At 43.2% G+C, this 18958-nt stretch carries 16 protein-coding genes and 1 pseudogene; 12 read left to right on the top strand and 5 right to left on the bottom strand.

Translation table 11 applies throughout. The features are described from left to right. The first annotated feature begins 102 nt into the window (after positions 1-102). The 5 genes from AC04NP_RS09610 to AC04NP_RS09590 are packed head-to-tail and all read left to right on the top strand — an operon-like array spanning position 103 to position 4594. Positions 103-1533 carry a circularly permuted type 2 ATP-grasp protein gene (locus AC04NP_RS09610; RefSeq protein WP_482859429.1) on the top strand — a complete coding sequence of 477 codons (1431 nt, stop codon included), beginning with the start codon at positions 103-105 and terminating at the stop codon, positions 1531-1533. Positions 1534-1542: 9 nt separating this feature from the next. Next, positions 1543-2493 carry an alpha-E domain-containing protein gene (locus tag AC04NP_RS09605; RefSeq protein WP_482859428.1) on the top strand — a complete coding sequence of 317 codons (951 nt, stop codon included), beginning with the start codon at positions 1543-1545 and terminating at the stop codon, positions 2491-2493. Positions 2494-2499: 6 nt separating this feature from the next. Next, positions 2500-3249, top strand: coding sequence for a proteasome-type protease (locus AC04NP_RS09600; RefSeq protein WP_482859427.1), 750 nt, complete (start codon positions 2500-2502; stop codon positions 3247-3249). Next, entirely contained in the window at positions 3236-4102 is an 867-nt protein-coding gene (locus tag AC04NP_RS09595) for a transglutaminase family protein (protein ID WP_482859426.1), read from the top strand. The genes AC04NP_RS09600 and AC04NP_RS09595 overlap by 14 nt, the downstream gene beginning before the upstream one ends. 57 nt (positions 4103-4159) lie before the next feature. Beyond that, on the top strand, positions 4160-4594 hold the full coding sequence (locus AC04NP_RS09590; protein WP_482859425.1) for a nucleoside deaminase: 435 nt from the start codon (positions 4160-4162) through the stop codon (positions 4592-4594). 560 nt (positions 4595-5154) lie between these two features. Here AC04NP_RS09590 and AC04NP_RS09585 read toward each other — a convergent pair. After that, positions 5155-5718 (bottom strand): annotated as a pseudogene (locus AC04NP_RS09585) (FG-GAP and VCBS repeat-containing protein); the annotation flags it as partial. Between the two features lie 406 nt (positions 5719-6124). Here AC04NP_RS09585 and AC04NP_RS09580 point away from each other — a divergent pair. From AC04NP_RS09580 to AC04NP_RS09560, 5 genes are all read left to right on the top strand, one after another. Further along, positions 6125-6685: an RNA polymerase sigma factor gene (locus AC04NP_RS09580; RefSeq protein WP_482859424.1), complete on the top strand. Its 561-nt coding sequence runs from the start codon at positions 6125-6127 to the stop codon at positions 6683-6685. A 189-nt stretch (positions 6686-6874) separates the two neighbouring features. Next, on the top strand, positions 6875-7879 hold the full coding sequence (locus AC04NP_RS09575; protein WP_482859423.1) for a FecR family protein: 1005 nt from the start codon (positions 6875-6877) through the stop codon (positions 7877-7879). A gap of 114 nt (positions 7880-7993) precedes the next feature. Then, positions 7994-11593, top strand: a complete 3600-nt coding sequence (locus AC04NP_RS09570; protein ID WP_482859422.1) for a SusC/RagA family TonB-linked outer membrane protein — start codon at positions 7994-7996, stop codon at positions 11591-11593. A 10-nt stretch (positions 11594-11603) separates the two neighbouring features. Continuing rightward, positions 11604-13034 (top strand): SusD/RagB family nutrient-binding outer membrane lipoprotein, encoded by a 1431-nt coding sequence (locus AC04NP_RS09565; RefSeq protein WP_482859421.1) that lies wholly within the window; start codon positions 11604-11606, stop codon positions 13032-13034. 190 nt (positions 13035-13224) lie between these two features. Continuing rightward, positions 13225-14427, top strand: coding sequence for a M14 family zinc carboxypeptidase (locus AC04NP_RS09560; protein ID WP_482859420.1), 1203 nt, complete (start codon positions 13225-13227; stop codon positions 14425-14427). Between the two features lie 148 nt (positions 14428-14575). On the opposite strand, the gene AC04NP_RS09555 is transcribed toward AC04NP_RS09560, so the two are convergent. Further along, the gene (locus AC04NP_RS09555) at positions 14576-15052 is read right to left on the bottom strand and encodes a hypothetical protein (RefSeq protein WP_482859419.1); all 477 of its coding nucleotides are present in this window, start codon (positions 15050-15052) and stop codon (positions 14576-14578) included. Positions 15053-15456: 404 nt separating this feature from the next. Between AC04NP_RS09555 and AC04NP_RS09550 the strand changes: the two genes are divergently transcribed. Next, positions 15457-15969, top strand: a complete 513-nt coding sequence (locus AC04NP_RS09550; protein ID WP_482859417.1) for a DUF547 domain-containing protein — start codon at positions 15457-15459, stop codon at positions 15967-15969. 27 nt (positions 15970-15996) lie between these two features. On the opposite strand, the gene AC04NP_RS09545 is transcribed toward AC04NP_RS09550, so the two are convergent. After that, positions 15997-16620, bottom strand: a complete 624-nt coding sequence (locus tag AC04NP_RS09545; RefSeq protein WP_482859416.1) for an HD domain-containing protein — start codon at positions 16618-16620, stop codon at positions 15997-15999. A 200-nt stretch (positions 16621-16820) separates the two neighbouring features. Between AC04NP_RS09545 and AC04NP_RS09540 the strand changes: the two genes are divergently transcribed. Continuing rightward, positions 16821-18053: an N-acetylmuramoyl-L-alanine amidase family protein gene (locus AC04NP_RS09540; RefSeq protein ID WP_482859415.1), complete on the top strand. Its 1233-nt coding sequence runs from the start codon at positions 16821-16823 to the stop codon at positions 18051-18053. On the opposite strand, the gene AC04NP_RS09535 is transcribed toward AC04NP_RS09540, so the two are convergent. Together AC04NP_RS09535 and AC04NP_RS09530 are read right to left on the bottom strand one after the other, a co-directional pair. Further along, positions 18050-18679, bottom strand: a complete 630-nt coding sequence (locus tag AC04NP_RS09535) for an SdiA-regulated domain-containing protein (RefSeq protein WP_482859414.1) — start codon at positions 18677-18679, stop codon at positions 18050-18052. The genes AC04NP_RS09540 and AC04NP_RS09535 overlap by 4 nt on opposite strands. After that, positions 18609-18947: a hypothetical protein gene (locus AC04NP_RS09530; RefSeq protein ID WP_482859413.1), complete on the bottom strand. Its 339-nt coding sequence runs from the start codon at positions 18945-18947 to the stop codon at positions 18609-18611. Before AC04NP_RS09530 ends, AC04NP_RS09535 begins: the two co-directional genes overlap by 71 nt. Positions 18948-18958: the final 11 nt, after the last annotated feature.

Here is an 18958-nt window from a genome sequence, read left to right as displayed (position 1 = left end):
TTTTCTTCGCAGATAAAAACGCATTTACTAGTAAATTAGGATAATATTTACTAGATTTTTAAAGCCAAAAAAGAATCATTGCATTTCTCCTAATAAAAATTTATGATTATTAAGAATTACGAAACCAGTGGTATTTTTGATGAAATGTTTATGGATGCTGAGAAAATCAGGCCGTACTACCGGACTTTTAAGGAAAAATTGGATAGAATCAGCCCCAAAAGACTCAAACAACTACAGATGGCCACCGACAAGGCACAACTGCTGATGGGAATGACATTTAACGTTTACGGTGATGATCAGGGCATCGAGAGAATCCTTCAACTGGATATAATACCCAGAATTATCAGTGGCAAGGAGTGGGATCAGATCGAGCGGGGGCTGCAACAGAGGATTGAAGCGCTCAACTTGTTTATCGACGATATCTATCATGATCAAAAAATCTGTAAAGATGGAGTTGTTCCTCAGGAGGTGATTGCCTCGTCGGCCTGTTACCTGAAGCAATGCCAGGGACTTAATCCGCCCAAAGACAGGTGGTGCCATATCATCGGAACCGATTTGATCCGCGGCGAAGACGGAAGCTTTTATGTGCTGGAAGATAACCTGCGTTGTCCTTCGGGCGTCTCTTACCTGTTGGAAAACAGGGAGATCCTTAAAGGTACTTTCCCGGAGGTGTTTGAAAAGCTGAATGTCAGGCCGGTTTATGATTACCCCATTAAGCTGTTGGAGATGTTGCAGTTCATTAGCAACCACCAGCCCGCGACGGTAGCCTTGTTGACCCCGGGGATATTTAATTCTGCCTATTTTGAACATTCCTATCTGGCCCAGCAGATGGGCATTGAGTTGGTTGAGGGCAATGACCTCGTTGTAAAGGACGATTACCTTTACATGTACACCACAAACGGATTACAAAGGATAGATGTGTTGTACCGGCGGATAGACGATACGTTTATCGATCCATTGCATTTTAACCCTGATTCGGTGCTGGGGGTACCGGGATTATTCGATGTATATAAAAAAGGAAATATCGCACTGGCCAACGCGCCCGGTACCGGAGTGGCCGATGACAAGGCCGTATATGCTTACATTCCGAAAATAATCAAATACTACCTGGACCAGGAAGTGATCATACCCAATGTTAAAACCTACATTTGTTCCTTTGAAGAAGACAAGGCTTTTGTATTGGACAACATTGCCGAACTGGTGGTGAAGGAAACCAACGCGGCGGGCGGGTACGGTATGTTGATTGGCCCTAAATCCACCAAAGCCGAACAAAAGTTATTTATTGAAAAAATAAAAGCCGACCCGAGAAACTTCATTGCCCAGCCAACCATCAGCTTATCAACAGTACCGACCATTGCAGGAAACACAAAGTTGGAACCCCGGCATGTGGACCTGCGTCCTTACATTCTTTATGGTGAAAAAATTGAAGTTGTCCCGGGGGCGTTGACACGTGTGGCATTGAAGAAGGGATCGTTGGTGGTTAATTCATCACAGGGAGGGGGGAGCAAGGATACCTGGGTCATTGACGAATAACAATTATCTATGCTGAGCAGAGTAGCTAATTCCATTTACTGGACCAATAGATACCTTGAGCGGGCTGAAAACAATGCCAGGTTTATGGATGTGAATTTTAACCTCACCCTGGATTTACCCCAATATGTTTTCGAGCAGTGGGAGCCGCTTGTGGTGGCTACGGGCAATATTGAATTGTTTAAATCACTGTACAGTAAAGCAACCAGAGAAAATGTTATTCATTTTATGGGCTTTGATAAGGGAAACCCCAGTTCTATTTTTTGCTGCCTTTCAAAAGCGAGGGAGAATGCCAGGATCATCAGGGAAAATATCACGAGGGAAATTTGGGAACAGATCAACGAACTGTACTTTCTTGTGAAAAGAGGCGAAAGAAAAGAAAAGTCTATTCTTAAAGATCCCAGAAAGTTTTTTGACGAAGTGAAGAAACGGTGCCAACTATTGAACGGAATCGCACAGGCCACTGTGGCCCGGACCGATGGCTGGCATTTTGGCAGGATCGGCCAATACCTGGAAAGAGGGGACAATACCTCGCGCATACTGGATGTAAAATACCACATTATATTGCCTTCTGTGACTTCGGTCGGTTCACCCATCGACCTGATCCACTGGGCTGCACTGCTAAAATCAGTAAGTGCCTATACTACCTATCGCAGGTCATATGGGAAAATAGTGCCCGCAAATATTGCCGAATATCTGATGTTGAATAAAAAATTCCCGAGGTCTATTTTACATTGCCTTATTCAGGCGGAGCATTCATTGCATCAGATTTCGGGGGGTGATCACTACGGGTTTAAAAACCATGCGGAAAAGAAGATCGGAAGTGTGAGATCACATTTGGAATATACTGAGATAAACGATATCTTCAGCACCGGCCTGCATGAATACCTGGACGATATTCAGGTGAAGATCATATCAATTTCGGAGGCTCTATTTGATGTTTATTTTTCCAGAAAGATTTAACCGATTATGACTTACTGCTTAGGGATCAGGACGGCTTCAGGAATTTTGGGATTTGCCGATACCCGCATCACCACAGGAACGGAAACCACTACTGCCAGAAAGGCGGTTGTCATTAACCGGCCTAAACACGCTATGCTCATTATGACTTCCGGTTTGAGATCGGTACGTGACAAGGCTATTACCTATTTCAATGAAGTCATCGACGAAAAGGATGAGGGGTTTAACAAAATGTATCAGGCTGTCAATGCATTTGGCGAGCAGGTTAAACGGGTTGCCAGCGAAGACCAAAAATCATTGGAGGAAGCCGGATTTCAATTTAACCTCTATGCTATTGTGGGTGGGCAACTGGAACATGATGACACACACAAATTGTATCTGCTGTACCCACAGGGCAACTGGATCGAAGTGGGTGTCGGTACCCCTTTTGTGATTATCGGGAATTCAGGTTATGGCAAGCCCATATTAAACCGGGCACTGAAATACAACTCCTCGTTAGAGTTTGCCCTTAAGTGTGCCTTCCTTTCTTTTGATGCTACCAGGATTAGTGCGAATGATGTCGGCTACCCGGTGGATATTGCTTTATACAAAAAGGACAGCTATTGTTTTACGGAAAAAAGGTTCACCCAAAACGAGCTCAACTATATTTCAGAGTTTTGGAGTGGCAGGTTGGCAGAGGCCATCAATACCTTACCTTCGGAGTCCCTGGATACGGTTTTTGGCAACAGTAACCACCCTGAAATAAATGAAGCATTTTGACAAAGGGTTTATTATTACACACCATACGTTTTATGAATATGACGCCCCTATTTTTTTTGAGCCGCATCTGCTCAGGTTTGCGGTCAGAAAGAATCCACATATTCGATCAAAAGCACATGCTATAAAGATCCGACCCAACCCGGCGGTGAGTACGGAAATGATTGACGCTGAAGACAACCACGTTTTATCGGTGAGTTTTGAAAATAAATACAACCGGATGGAAATTATCAGCACCTCTGAGCTATTAATTGCCGATTTCAATCCTTTTGGTTTTATTATTTTCCCGGACCAGTATTTGAAGGTCGGTTTTCAGTATGATGAGGCACATGAGGCGGTGTTGTATGCTGCTTTAAGAGAGATTCAGGTTTCCAGCGCATTGGCAGCACTTAATAAATCACTGCTGAAGGAATGCCACTATGATACCATACAATATCTTATTTTGTTGACCAATACGATTCATGAGCAATATCAAAAGATTCACAGGCATGATGGCCCCCCTTTAATGCCTGAAGTCCTGGAGAAGGCCAAGAAAGGATCTTGCAGGGATCTGGCCTATTTACAAATGGCATTGGGAAGAAACAGTGGGTTGGCCTGCAGGTTTGTAAGCGGATATGTTCTGGACGAGACCATTGAAAAAGATTTCGAACTACATGCCTGGGTGGAAGTATTTCTACCCGGAGCAGGCTGGATTGGCTTCGATCCCAGTACGGGCCTGGCGGTAGACAGTCGCTATGTACCTGTTGCCTGTAGTGCTTTTCCCCAAAATACATTACCTGTTAGTGGAAATTTCCGGGGGAGTGCCTCCTCAAAGTTAAGCACAAAAATTACAGTAGAAAAGTTGAGTGATTGTTAGATTCGACAGATGAATTTTCGTTAAAAACCAATAAGGATCATTAGATTTTGTTATAAAATGGACGAATTCATGAAAGCAGCCATTGAACAGGCGCAAAAAAGCTTATCGGAAGGAGGGATTCCGATCGGTGCTGTCCTTGTTCAGGACCATCGAATCATATCGAGAGGGCATAACAAACGGGTGCAGGAACAAAACCCCATCCTTCATGGCGAGATGGACTGTTTGAATAACGCCGGAAGGTTTGGGAGCTACAAAGATACTGTCATGTATTCTACCCTGATGCCTTGCTATATGTGTGCAGGAACTATTGTTCAATTTAAAATACCCAAAGTGATAGTAGGGGAGTCCGTCACCTTTTCCGGTGCCCGGCACTTCATGGAATCACATGGTGTGGAGGTGATAGACCTCAGCCTTTCCGAATGTATCCAAATGATGGAAGAGTTTATTGCCGACAAGCCGGCGTTGTGGAATGAGGATATAGGTGAGCTTTAAGGCGATCCCTTATATGATCATACTACCATTTACGAATGACTGATTTTTGTTATGAATGCTAATTTTTTTTGTTAAGTATTTCTTCTATGCTTTTTTTGGCTTTAATATTACCAACCTGTTTGGTTCAAGAGTAAAATTAACGCCTGAGGTAAAAGTAAGTTGAGTATATCCCGGCGTTATAAACTTGTTCTGTGGCACTATTTCCTTAATATCTGAAATCATTCCCGACTCAATTAAGAATACGTCGGATATTAAGGTTGGATTATGTGAACTGGCCAAAATTACTACTGAATTGTTAATTATCGTTTGTTTCACAATTCTATATTTCCAATAAAATTAAATCGTAATATTTAATAGAATTAAGTTAAATCACAAAACATCCGTACCCATGTAATGAACGAAATAAGTAGCTGTGAAGTTTGTAAATGGATTACACAGGGAAATGGAGTGAGGTAACAATAGATTATTTCTTTTGTATGTTAGCGGTATAATTAACCACCTTCGTTACATGCTGTCCATCCGAATTATATTGTACTAACTCCCGGATGTTGATGAAATTCTTCCCTTGGGTTGTCTGGCATTGTGTAAGCCAATACTTTCACACCTGCCCCTTCGCCGTTTTTATTGCCCCGGCCGTGTAAAGGCAGCACCACCAAGTGATGTGATTCTCCAACTTTTACCCACCTCATCCTGTGCACGGTTGGCTCATGGTGCAAAGGAATAGCCTCCCACATCCGGGTCGGATCATCAGGGCGAATCAGATAGTGAACCGATCCGGATTGGGTCACGTCACTGGTTTCACCTGGATTCCACTGCGCCCCTACAGCCACCTCCACCTTGCCGTCACCATCAATATCCCTGACAGCAAGGCACACATTATCCTTTTCAGTGATATTTTCAATCATCACAAAACGCTGCCAGTCCGGATTGCAGTACCAAACAAACTGCTTCTTGTCGGCCAGCAAAATATCGTTTTTCCCATCACCGTCAACATCCCCGATTCCCAAACCATATCCAATCTGTACCTTATCGTCGATGACTTGTTTTTGAAATTGAGGTTTTGGTTCCTTAGGCTGATAACTGCAGGCGGTGGTCCATAGAAAAATGCTGGTAAAAAAAATCATTTCTATTTGCTTGACCATGGTGGCATGTGTTTTTTGGATAAAGAAATTTCGATATTTTTCCTGTAAATACCTACAAACGGTAAGATATGTTTAGCTTGCTGGAAATTAATAGGTATTATATGAAATGCTGCGCTATTTGCCGATAAGCGGGACTGTCCAAATAAGTTTGATCCGGTTGAGAAAAGGCGATTTTTACAGGGCTTAGCATTACTTGACAACTTTAACCGCTCAACATAGCGTATATTCAACGTCGGATTTTGAGGAAAACGAAATCCTAAAGGTAAGCGTAGAACTTTAAAATCGGTAATTTCAAAAGGTGAATGGACTTTTTAAGAAGAATTTCTTAAGATTGTATTTATCCACAGGAAGATATACCTTGAATAAGAAAAGCAACATACCTGATTCTTTGATTACTAAATTACGCTTGGGGGATTTAAAAGCATTTAAGGAAATTTATGATATATACAGGTTAAAAGTTACGCGGCTCGCTTACCGGTATTGCTTGGAGAAAGCCGATGCAGAAGAGGTGTTGCAGGATGTGTTTATGAAGCTTTGGAACAACAAAGAAAAAATCAACCCCTGTCAAAATTTTGACAACTTCATTTTTACCATCACCAAAAACACTGTTTTGGATAAAATTAAAAGCTACAAGCTGGAAAAAGAAAACTTATCGAAATATTTCGTCCATCACAAACCTGTTGCTACTGATCAAACCGAACAGCACATTCTATACAGTGAATTACAGCAACTGCTGGCTGAAGTCCTGATCGAACTCCCTCCCAAAAGAAGAAGGATTTTTGAAATGAATCGTCTGGAAGGATATACTTATCAACAAATAACCGAGGCGCTTCAAATATCAAGCGGCACCGTAGAAAAGCAAATGTCAAAAGCCTTAAAGGTGGTCAAAAAGAAGCTGACAGGTTACAAGCTTCTGGTGGTTGTGATTATCATTTTTTTAACCGCTTAAACTCCCGGGCTGTTTTTTAGTCCGGTTCAATTACGCTTGCGCCATACTTTTAACCCCGTAACCTTCCGTAACCAATCCGGCGCTTTCAAATTCACGAACAGGCCCCTGCCGGAAGAATATCCGGATATTATTTTCTACGAATGGGGGTAAAAGAGCCTTTTAATCGTAAATAAAGAAATCTTTGCTAATATGATCGATGTTGATTTACTGAAACGTTATCTGCAAAAACAATCCAGTCCGGAAGAAGCACAACAAGTGCTCAAATGGATTCAGGAAAATAAGTTATCCGGTCAGCTTCACGATCTGATGAAGCAGGATTGGAAGGCGGAACCGGGCGAGGACCCGGATATCGATTTTGACCGGCAATTTGAAAAAATTTTAGCTGGTATTCAGGTTAATCACATAAGCTTTAAGGAGCAGAAGAGGAACAGAATATTGAAGATAGCTGCGGTTTTTGCTTTGATATGTTGCGCGTCGGTCGTATTATATTACACAGGCGGCCCTCATGGTAAAGACAATGCCCCTTTGGCCCAAACGGAGATGTCTATTATCAAAAAAACTAAAAATGGAGAAAAGCTCACCACCGAATTGCCCGACGGTACCAAGGTCATATTAAATGCCGGCAGTAAGCTGGACATCAGCCCTTTTAATGACTCTATCCGGGTAGTAACCCTCATTGGTGAGGCTTTTTTTGATGTGGTCAGAGATGAAAACACCCCTTTTATTGTAAAAACACAAGGTTTGGAAACAAAAGTGTTGGGTACATCCTTTAACGTTCTGCATGATGCGGAGAAACAAAAAACTGTGGTTTCCCTCGTTTCAGGCGCCGTGAGGATAAACCCCGTGGATAATTCACCGGGTCTTAAACCCGTTGAGTTGACCCCGGGATTTGAAGTGGTTTACCGGGTAGAGCATCAGCAAATCGAGAAGAAAAAGTTCCGTTATCTGTCACGGATTTCATGGAAGGACGGCAATCTGTATTTTGATGAAGCCAACGTCAAAGACATGGTACGGCAGTTGGAAAAGTGGTATGGTGTAACTATCCATTTAAAAAATTCCCCTCAAAAGGACTGGCGGTTCAGCGGATCATTTAATAACGAACCCCTGGAAAATGTTTTGGAAGGTATCAGGTTTATGAAAGGTATTTCCTTTCGGATATCCGGCAAGGTAGTAGCAATTGAATTTAATAAATAATGTAAAACTATCAAGTAAAAAGAAGAATAAAAAGCGATACCTGCAGGTCGCGACTGCAGGTATCTTCATTGAATGTTTGTTAACGGATTTTATCCATTAAACTCTTGTAAAGTTATGAAAAACAAATTGACTAAGCTATTGCTTATGTTGTCAAAGTATTCATTTTACGGATTGGTCATACAGGTGTTTCTGATAAATCTGCTTTTTGCAGTGGATGTCAGATCCCAAAAGGCTGAAAGTGTTTTTAAGGCACGCATCAGTATTGGGTTAAAAGATGCCAGCCTGATCACGGCATTTCGTGCTATCGAGTCCCGAACGTCTTACAGATTTATATTTGACAAAGAAGATATTGGTAAAAGTGTCACAGTTAATCTGAGTGATGGCAATTCGGCAGTATCTGATGTTTTAAAACATTTATCCAAAATCTGTGATCTCACATTTAAACAGATTAACAACAATATTTATGTAAAAAAGAATACAAGACAAGGCCACGTTGAAAAAATTGAGGTGCACATCCAAACACGTGTAATCAACGGCAAAGTAACCTCCTATGAAGATGATGAGGGGTTGCCGGGGGTGAATGTGATCGAAAAAGGCACTACTAACGGAACTGTCACGGATGTGGAAGGTAATTATTCCCTTGAGGTTTCTGAGGGGGCCACAGTGGTATTTAGCTCGGTGGGCTATGTCACGGAAGAGGTGCCGGTTACCAATCAATCTGTCATTAATATCGTGATGCTGCCCGATATCCGGCAGCTACAAGATATAACCATTACCGCACTGGGATTTAAAAAGGAATCTGATAAAATGGGCGCTTCGGTCGATAAGGTTTCCGGTGATGATCTCGTAAAAGCTTCTCAGCCGGGTTTGTTGGGCAGTTTGGCCGGCAAGGCTTCGGGTGTACAAATCATTCAGTCGGCGGGCGATCCGGGAGCGGGGTCGTACATTCAAATCAGGGGTCAGAATACAATCACCGGAAGTTTTCAGCCGCTTATCATCATCAATGGTATACCGGTAGACGGGTCGGTTCCATTTCAAAGGGCCGGAAGTGGTGACACCGACAAAGGTGTGGTGCAACAATCGCGGCTTAACGACATCAATGTAGACGATATTGAAAGTATTCAGGTGCTGAAAGGGGCTTCAGCAGCGGCTTTATGGGGATCAAGGGCTTCCAATGGGGTCATCATGATTACCACCAAAAGTGGAAAAGCTTCAGAAAAAGTAAACATCTCTTTTCGCTCTACCTTGTCGATAGAAGAAGCCAATGTGATTCACCCGCTTCAGAACCGTTTTGGCCAGGGAAGTAATGGTGAGTTTCAGGAAAACTTCATACACTCATGGGGAGATCGAATAGCTGATCGTGCCGGTGGCGCTGATGTGGTGGACAATACAGGCGAATTTTTTGTTGCCGAATCCGGCGATGTGTATTATCCTGTTACTTCCAAAAACTCCCGGGAAACCTTTACCGGATCCAACATAGATGCTGTATTTCGTAACGGCCATTATTTTGAAAATGTCCTGACCCTGAGCGGTGGCAAAGACGATGCTGCCTATTACTTTAGCCTGGGTGATGTCAACCATACCGGCGTTATCAGAAACAGCGATTACAGAAGAACTTCTGTCAGGTTTAATTCAAGCAAGAATTTTGGCAAGCTACTTCAGCTAACCACCCATGCATCCTATATTACCACGACCTCTAACCGCATTCAACGGGGGAGTAATTTATCAGGCCTGGGCCTGGCATTATACCGTACACCGCCTGATTTCGACATTCGTGATTACAAAGGCGCTTACTTTCCCTCACCCGATGCCGGTGGTGTGCCATTTGCCCACAGGGCTTACCGCAATGCTTTGGGAAGTGCCACACCGGTATACAGTAACCCATTATGGATTGTCAATGAACTGGAAAATACCCAATCCATCAACCGGTTCATTATGAGCGGCGAAGCTATTCTCAGCCCGGTAAATAATTTTGATATTATAGCCAGGGCGGGTGTTGATACTTATTCCGATGAAACCACCACCTACTTTCCGGTGAATACCCGGATCAGCGGTGGTGCATTGGAGCCTGGCAGAACCGGTGCCTATGAGGAAATGATTACCAACTACACCGAAATCAACTTTGACCTCATCGGTAAATTTAACAAGAGGCTTAGTGAAAACGTGATGGCCGATTGGTTGGTAGGCATGAATTTAAACCAAAGAGAAACCCGGATGCTGGGCGGCGTCATGACAGATTTTATTGTACCCGATGGTCCGCGGGACTTTTCCAATGCTGTCAATAACACAAGAAACCCGTTTGACACCGAAATACTGATCAGAAATAGCCGCGGCTATACAAGCCTGAACCTGGACTTATTCGAGCATATATTTTTTAGCGCCTCTTTGGCCGCCGAGACTTCCTCCACTTTTGGAGATCTTTCCAATGACCTTTATCTATACCCTTCTGTTGAAATGGCCTGGACCTTTAACAGTCTTGGATTGTTTCAAAACCTTGACTGGTTTTCTTTCGGAAAGCTGAGAGGTTCTGCCGGGTCGGTCGGTGTTCAACCCGACCCTTACCGGACCAATACGGTTTTTTCTTCGGGAAGTGTACAGGCTTTTGGGATCAACCTCAACGGCGGACTGTATGGCAATGGAGCCCTCATTCAAAGTTCTACCCGGGGAAGCGCAGATTTATCTCCTGAAATTAAAACCGAATGGGAAATCGGGACAGATCTGAGGTTTTTTGACAACCGCCTGTCTACTGCCCTGACCTACTATCAAAATAAGATCGAAGATCTGCTTTTGTTGGTGCAGGTGCCTGCCAGTACAGGGTTCAATACCCAATATACCAACGCCGGATCGATGCAAAACAGGGGTTTTGAACTTGAGTTGACGTATAATATTATCAGGAATCAAAACTGGCAATGGACCGTAAACCTGAATGGTAATACCAACCGCAATGAAGTATTGGATATTGGCGGAAATGCCTCCATTGATATTGGCGGAAGTGGTATCTCCAGGGTTGTGGCCATACCGGGTGAGCAATTGGGAGTATTCTTCGATGGTGGCTATCTGCGTGATGAGAATAACGGAAGTCTCGTTTTGGATGATAACGGCTTCCCCCTGCTGGCGCCGGAATCCCAGGTGATCGGTGATCCGAATCCCGATTGGAGAGGCGGTTTTGGCACCAGCTTGTCGTACAAAAACTGGTCACTCAACGTACTTTTCGAAACCTTTCAGGGGGCTGATTTTTTTGAAGGTACCAGAAGTGTGCTGAACCAGTTCGGAACGCATGAAGATACAGGGCAGGAAATAACCCTGGATCGGGACTTGCGCAATTATGCCGGCGAGGTAATTCCAGCCGGAAGCACAGTGCGGGGACAGGTTAGAGATTTTGGTGGCGGTGCTGTTTTACTTGATGAATCCTATTATACGGGCATTGGTGGGGGGCTCAATGGTTTAATAGAGCCCTATATCACCGATGGGTCATGGACAAGGTTGCGTGAAATTACCCTCGGGTATACCCTGAAATCGGCCCGCTTCAGGGAGCTGACCAAACTGAGTTCAGTGGAATTTTATGTCACCGGAAAAAACCTGTTTTTATGGACAGATGTGGTAGGTATAGACCCTGAAACCAACCTGAACGGGGCGGCGCTTTCGAGGGGAATTGATTATTTCAACAGCCCTGGAATACGCTCAGCAGCTTTCACTGTTAAAATTAATTACTAAAAATATGACCATGATCACGAAACTAAAATATACAATTTGTACCATGGCAGTCAGCCTGTTCTTTTGCGCCTGCACCGATTTTACCGATGATCTTAACCAGGACCCTAACAATCAGGTCGATGCTGATGAGGGTGCGCTGTTAACCATGGCAGCGCTGGGCAATATGGGGGTACATGAAGGAGAATTCTCACGCATTGCCGGATTATGGAATGGCTATTTCAGAGGAATTGCCAGGCAGCCTTCTGCCTATTGGCAGTACCAGGTCGATGCCGGCACATTTTCCTGGAACGGGATCTACCAACAAACACTCGCACAATCAGAACTGGTAATTGAAAAAGCAACACAAAACAATAACAGGTTACTGACCGGTGTAGCCAAAGTGATCAAGGCAAATGTGATGGGAACAGCTACGCAATTATTTGGCGATATTCCCTATACGGAAGCGGCTGACATCGATCCATTTGAAGATCCCCGTTTTGATCAGCAACAGGAAATTTATGCCGCCCTGCTTGCTTTACTCGACGAGGCCAATGCTGATCTGCTTTCAGAAACCGGGGCAGTACCTTTGGAGGCAGATATTCATTTTAATGGTGACCCTGAAAAATGGGTAAAGGTGATAAATACATTAAAAGCAAGGTATCACCTGGATTTGGGTGACTATGCAGCCGCTTACACGGCAGCCTTGCTTGGGATTGATGATCCTGAAGCTTCCCTGATGGGTCCTCATGAAGCTATCACAGGTAAGGCCAACACTTATTGGGTATTTAACGCCTCGGGGGATTTAGGTGCCGACGGTCAATATCTCTCGCAATTGCTGGATCCTTTGGCCGGTAATTCCCGGGGAAACGCCAAAACCAACGAAGAGGCCAGGTTTAATTATTTTTTCGCAGAAAATTTTCAGACCACAGAGCTGGAACCAAATACCATGTCAACCAGTCAGGGGCAAATGTTTGACGGGGTCTTTGCCATGGCCGCTGATTTTCCATTGGTTACTTATCAGGAAAACCTTTTAACCCTGGCCGAAGCAGCCCTTCGAAACCAGGATATTGCCCGGGCCCTGGCGCATTTAAACGATTACAGAGCTTTTTTGAATGATGGTACCTATTTTAGTGAGGGTGTAAATGATGCTTTTACCAGACTGTATGACCCTTATATATTGGCTGATTTTGAAGTGGGAGGGATTGAAAATCAGGATAACCAATCAACATCCGATGCTTTGTTAAGGGAAATCCTCGAAGAGCGGTACATTACTTTTTATGGCCAGATTTTGGGATGGAGTGACGAGAGAAGGAATCGCGACGAAGCCATGGGCGTCAAGCTCACGCCAAACCAGGGGTCTCAGCTTCCGGCAAGGTTTTTAATTCCGCAGAGTGAGCTTAACTCAAACGCCAACATACCTTCTCCGGTACCGGGACTGTTTGATAGGGTGCCTGTTTATTAATTAAACTTGGGGACTTTTTCCGGGACTTTTGAATATTTTATCAATTCTTTAAGAAGGCCTCGCAACATTAAATGAGGCCTTCTTAATTATTCCTGATCCGGACTACATCTTTACTGTTTAATGTCTTAACCTGATTTACGTTCTTGATCTGATTTAATACAATTATTTACCTGTTTATTCGTAGATTTTTATGAAGCGATTCATCACAGCCCTTATGATGATTTCATGCGCCCCGGTTTGTGCACAAATCAGGATTGATGCTGATTTTGCCGGTGGCAATGTAGTCATTGACAAAATATCTTCCGATACTGTATATTTCAGGCCCGACCTTACCGGAACCCAGGGAAAATGGTTTTACTGGTATTTCAGGGCTACCAGTGAAGAGCCTCAGACCTGGTACTTCAAAGCTACTCAAACCAATATATTAACCTCGTCAGGAGCTAATTATTCAAGGGATGGGGGATACACCTGGCAAAGGATCGACCCGGATGATCATTTGAGCACAAACCTGTTTTCCCATACCTTTACCAAGGGGGATCAGTCCGTGCGATTTAGTTTTGGACAGCCCTACACCCAACGAAATTTTGAAAGATTCATTAAAAAATATCAGGGTGATTCCCAATTAAAAATATCGACTTTCTGCCACTCCGGCAAAGGCAGGGAAGTGGAGCAAATCCTGATCAGCGATTTTGAAAATGAGCCTGATTACAAGATCCTATTTGTAGCCCGGAATCACGCCTGTGAAATGATGGCCAACTACCTAATTGAAGGCATCATTGACGCCTTATTAAGCGGCGCTCCCGAAATGGATACTTTGCTGGCCAAAGCAGAAATCATGATCATTCCATTCGTTGACAAAGATGGTGTGGAAGAAGGCGACCAGGGAAAAAACCGTTTGCCAAGGGATCATAACAGGGATTACTCCGGCGCCAGCCTGTATGCTACCACAGCGGCTATCAGAAAAAAAATACCGGAATGGACCGGTAATACGCCTTGGGTTGCCATTGATTTACACAATCCCGGAATCAAAGGTGAAGGACATGAAAAGATTTTTTTTGTCGGCAAAAGTCAGCCCGCACTTCATAAGGAACAAAAAAAATTAGCCCATATACTCGCTGTTACCAGAAGGGGACCATTAAGCTTCGAAAAGGACCACAATTTTTTGACCTTTGGCGAGTCGTGGAATAAATCCACCAGTTATCAGAAGGGCTGGCCTTTTAGTGAATGGGCCGCTTCGTATTTCGGGAAAGGATTGCTGGTCACCACTACCATAGAATTTCCCTATGCCCTCAACGGCCCTCAGCCCATTACCGCCCAAAACACCCGGTACTTCGGAAAGGACTTGATTTACGCATTAAGCCATTATTTGAAGCATCACAAACCATCGAAGTGATAGTAAACGGCTAAAGAATATAGCTAATCATAAAAACAGGTTCTCGCAGACCATTTTAGTTTAAAGGTAATTTTACCTACGCCTGATTTAATTAGTCTGATAAGCTTTAGCCATTTACTTGATGATTGAAAAAATTAAAATCTGCAGGTCACCGCTCGAATTTCAAATCCTCTCCAGGTCTTGGAATGTGTTTTATAAGGCTTTTATGAATCCACTCGAGGGTTTTTGTATCATATTGATCCCAGATAGAGATGGACCTGGTTCGATAAGCGCCGTCGACGCCGATTACGCTGACCAATTTGCCATTGACGACAATGGCTATTTCCTTGTATCCCAGGGTGGTGGTGATGGTTTTGAGGAGTTTCGACCCTTTCGGTGTCAGGTGTATGTCCAATAGCCGTTTTTTTTCCGTAGGATGGTAATAAATTTCACTCAACCCGGCAAATTCTTCAAACTTTATGGCAGGTTCATTGGACAGGCAATGTTCGGTTAGTCCGTTCAGCAATACGTATTTGTTTTTGCAGTTTGACAGATCCGTGTCTACGGTCAGGAAAATCCCGGTAGCTTTTTGCCCTGAGGCAATTTCCGAAACCAGTAGTAAGACAAAGAAAATAATCCCTCTCATAGGCTTAGTGACCTGATTGCTCCCACTTTCTTGTGCTGTGATAGTGCGTGGAAAGTCATTTTAGCCCAGAAGCGAGGCCTTGGCAACCATCCGCACTCACAAAGATAAGGATTTGAAAGCAATTGTTCTACACAGAGGGTAAGGCAATATTTTGCGGCCCGCCCGTAATTTTTGATCAATTTTCTCAAAAAAACTTTTTTTTGTTTTTTTATCCCAAAAGCTGGCGGGCTGTTTTCCGTAAGAGATTCTCTTAAAATTAGGCATTAACACCTAAGCAATAGCCCCGGATGTTGGTCAATCAGGTAAAAAACTGCCAAATACTTACTACACCTGAAAACTTTGTCAAATGCTTTTGGGGAAAACTTCGGAATTGATGTTCTTGCAAAGGCTTAAAATAAGTTAAAATGAAAAAAATCATTCTGTTATGCCTGCTGCTTTGTTGTATCAAAACCGGTACCTGTAGTACTCTGGAAGAATTCTTCAAGCAGGCCGATCGACTTCTGCAAACGTATGTTAACAACGGTAAGGTTGACTACAAAAGGATGCGAATTGAACCTACCGGAATCAGGCAATTATATGAAGACATTGGAAAAATAAGTCTGAAAGGCAGGTCCAGGGAAGAAATTAAGGCCTTTTACCTCAATGCCTATAATATTATCGTCATACATGAAACTTTGTATAGCAAAAAACGCAGAAAACTTTTCAGAACATGCAAATTTTTTAAGGAGGTAAGGCATAAGGTAAGTGGGCAGCATTTAACCCTGGAAAAATTAGAGCGAAAATACCTGGTACTGAAATTCAGGGATCCGAATATCTATCATTTCCTTGGACACAGCACCCTGGGAAAAACTCAGTATCAGGAATTTGCCGTATTCCCAAAACAGGTGAATCAACAACTGGACTATATCAAAAACTAAAAGCGGGTTTCCTCCTCAAACCTGGCATCAACTTTGTCTCAAAGCCCTGGCTTTTACTGATTTTACGTCTATTCCCCCATCGATCATTTTGTTTTCGGCTTCTTCTTTGATTTGGTTGCATAATTCCTTCAAAAAGGGGTCATGGTCGCAATATTTGTCCATTTTATTATAAACCAGGTCATATTCGATTTCTTCCCAGGTGTCGAATGCTGCCAGGTTATGCTGAATCTGCACTTCCAGGTTATCCAATGCTTTGGCAAACCTGGCCTCGGGAGTTGCTGCTCCTTCAAATTCGTACCAAAGCTCATATATTTCATCGCCGGTTTCACTGTTTAAGGTATGCTTTATGTTTTCGATGGCTTGTTGTTCCATTTTTTGCTTGGCTGCTTTCCGTGCGCTTTTCTCAAAAAAGGGAATGTCTCCGGCTTCTGCTTCAATGAGATCATGGATTAATATCATTTTTAAAGTTTTTTCCAGGTTTACAGGTTGTGAGAGGTACCGATGCATTAAAACAGCCATTAAAGCCATTTGCCACGTATGTTCGGCAACACTTTCACGGCGGCCATTGGAAAGCCAGCTATGACGTAGTTCAAACTTTAACCTTTCGGCAAGCCTGATTAATTGTAGTGTTGAATGAATTACTTGTTTCATAGGATAAATTCCGATTGATAGTCATACTATGATTCCAAGTCATAGAATGACTCGGCAGAACTGGTAGACTGGGTGCATTAAGTAGATTTTGTGTAATAACAACAGCATGTATATTTACGATTTTTTTACTTCTTCAACCATCATTTTATTATAAATTTGTCGTTTTAAAAGGCAGTTATCAACATCGATAGAATAAAAGAGTGGTTGTTATAAAATCTCGCTTCATACTTTTTTGTTTACTACTAATTGCTGGCCTCACCGGGGCACATGCCCAGGACTCCACCTACCTGACTCTGCGGCCCATGCCGGGAGATGGTATCCTGTCGTTTTTGAACCGCTACGAATTACTCGATTCCTGTGACCGCAGGCACTTTTATGAAATTAACGATATCGATGAACAAGAGGGACTAAATCTGGATCGTTTATATCAATTACCTATCCGAATATACGATTATAACGGTAAGAGTATCCGGACAACTATAGGAATAAACGATTATCAACGGGCAAAAACAATTGAAACCTATAATGACAGGCTCCTGGCAAAGGGTGTAAAATCAGGGGATTACAGGACTAATGACCAACTTTGGGTACCACACCGGTTTTTTGACTGTGATAGGCTGCTGGTGGCAGAAGGAAGTGATTCACTGGCTTTAAATAATGGAAAAACCATTGATGAACCGGTTGAGACCATCATTTTTCCCTTGTTGGGTAAAGAGGATGAAGTCGTCGATATCAGGAGCGACAAGTTAAAAAATCATATTTATTATCTTGTCAGCGGGCATGGGGGGCCGGATCCCGGAGCTATAGGAAGGTACGGGGGGTATAATCTGTGTGAAGATGAATATGCCTATGACGTAACCCTCAGACTGGCCAATCACCTTGTCAGGCACGGAGCCACCATATATCTGATTGTTCAGGATGAGAATGACGGGATACGGAATGAGGTAGTTTTGCCCTGCGATTCGGACGAGGTGGTTCACGGCGGCAGTAAAATACCTTATAACCAACTGGCAAGGTTGAAGCAAAGGGCCGATGCCATTAACCGCTTATATAGAAAACACAAAAAAGAAGGGGAAAAAATTCAACGGGTATTAATATTTCACGTAGACTCCAGAAGTACCGAAGAACGTGTGGATTTGTTTTTTTACCATGCCGGCAATAGCAGGTCAGGAAAAAGATTTGCCAATAGCCTAAGGCAGCATATTGATGAAAAGTATGGTTTACACCAAAAAAACCGGGGCTACAACGGTACCGTTGCCGCAAGGAATCTTTATATGTTGAAAAAAACATTGCCTACTTCCGTGTATGTTGAATTAGGCAATATCAGAAACGAAAAGGATCAGAAAAGACTGGTATTGGAGTCGAACAGACAGGCCCTGGCCAATTGGTTTCTGGAGGGAGTCATTAAGTATGAAACTTCCGTGGCTGATTAAAAACCGGCAGGTCTTTTGAATCTCAGGATCGAAGGTTGGTTACCTTTCAGCCCAAACCGGTCTTCAGCGCCTTTGGATGCTTTGAGACCATTGTTGTCGATGCCAATCCATATTTCATCGCCGGTTAATAACAATGCCTCAGCCATCCCGTACTTGGTAGGTTCATAAAGCTTTCCTGCCGGCATGTTGCTGGTGTATTTGTAGCTTACCTTTTCTACTACTGTCCTGGACCGGACATCTATTTTACTAATACAACTACCATTTCTTTCCAGCATGTACAGAGAGCCATTTTCATATTTCATATCAGAGAAGTCATTACTTTCAACCTCGGGTATGGTAAACTGGTTGGCAATAGTGCCATACCTCATGTCCACCTCCAGTAGAAATCTCGGTTCCCTCTCCTTGGCCAGGTATAGCACAGCGTCTTCGCAATTGACCGCAATAGCCTCCAAACCGGTATTTTTTTTCCATGTTTCCTGGTTAATACCTTTTCCTTCATAATGAATAAAAACCGATTTCATATGGTCTTTGGCGTCCAGCGTATAAACTTTGTTGTTATATTCGTTGATCAAATAAAAACTTCCGTTGCAATAGTCCAGGCCTTCCAGATCGATCGGTTCGGTCAATCCCAGGCGGATGGATCACCTTCCAGGAATTACCCTGCAGGCCGATTTCATAGATGTAGTTATTCCAGCCTTTGTCAGCCACAACATAAATGCGGCCATCCTTTCTGGCAATTCCACTCAAATCAAACCGGTTTTTTTGAGCGTTATTCATTTGGCTCAGTTCTATTAATTCCAACTCCACATACTTACCCTGACCCCAATTATATTGGGGAAGCAGGCATGCCACAACGAGTATCGCGTTAGTTTTAAGCCACTTTTGCAAAAACATGACTTATCCTC

This window comes from Agaribacillus sp. DX54, assembly GCF_056858335.1.
This window is presented reverse-complemented; position numbering and strand designations above follow the sequence as displayed.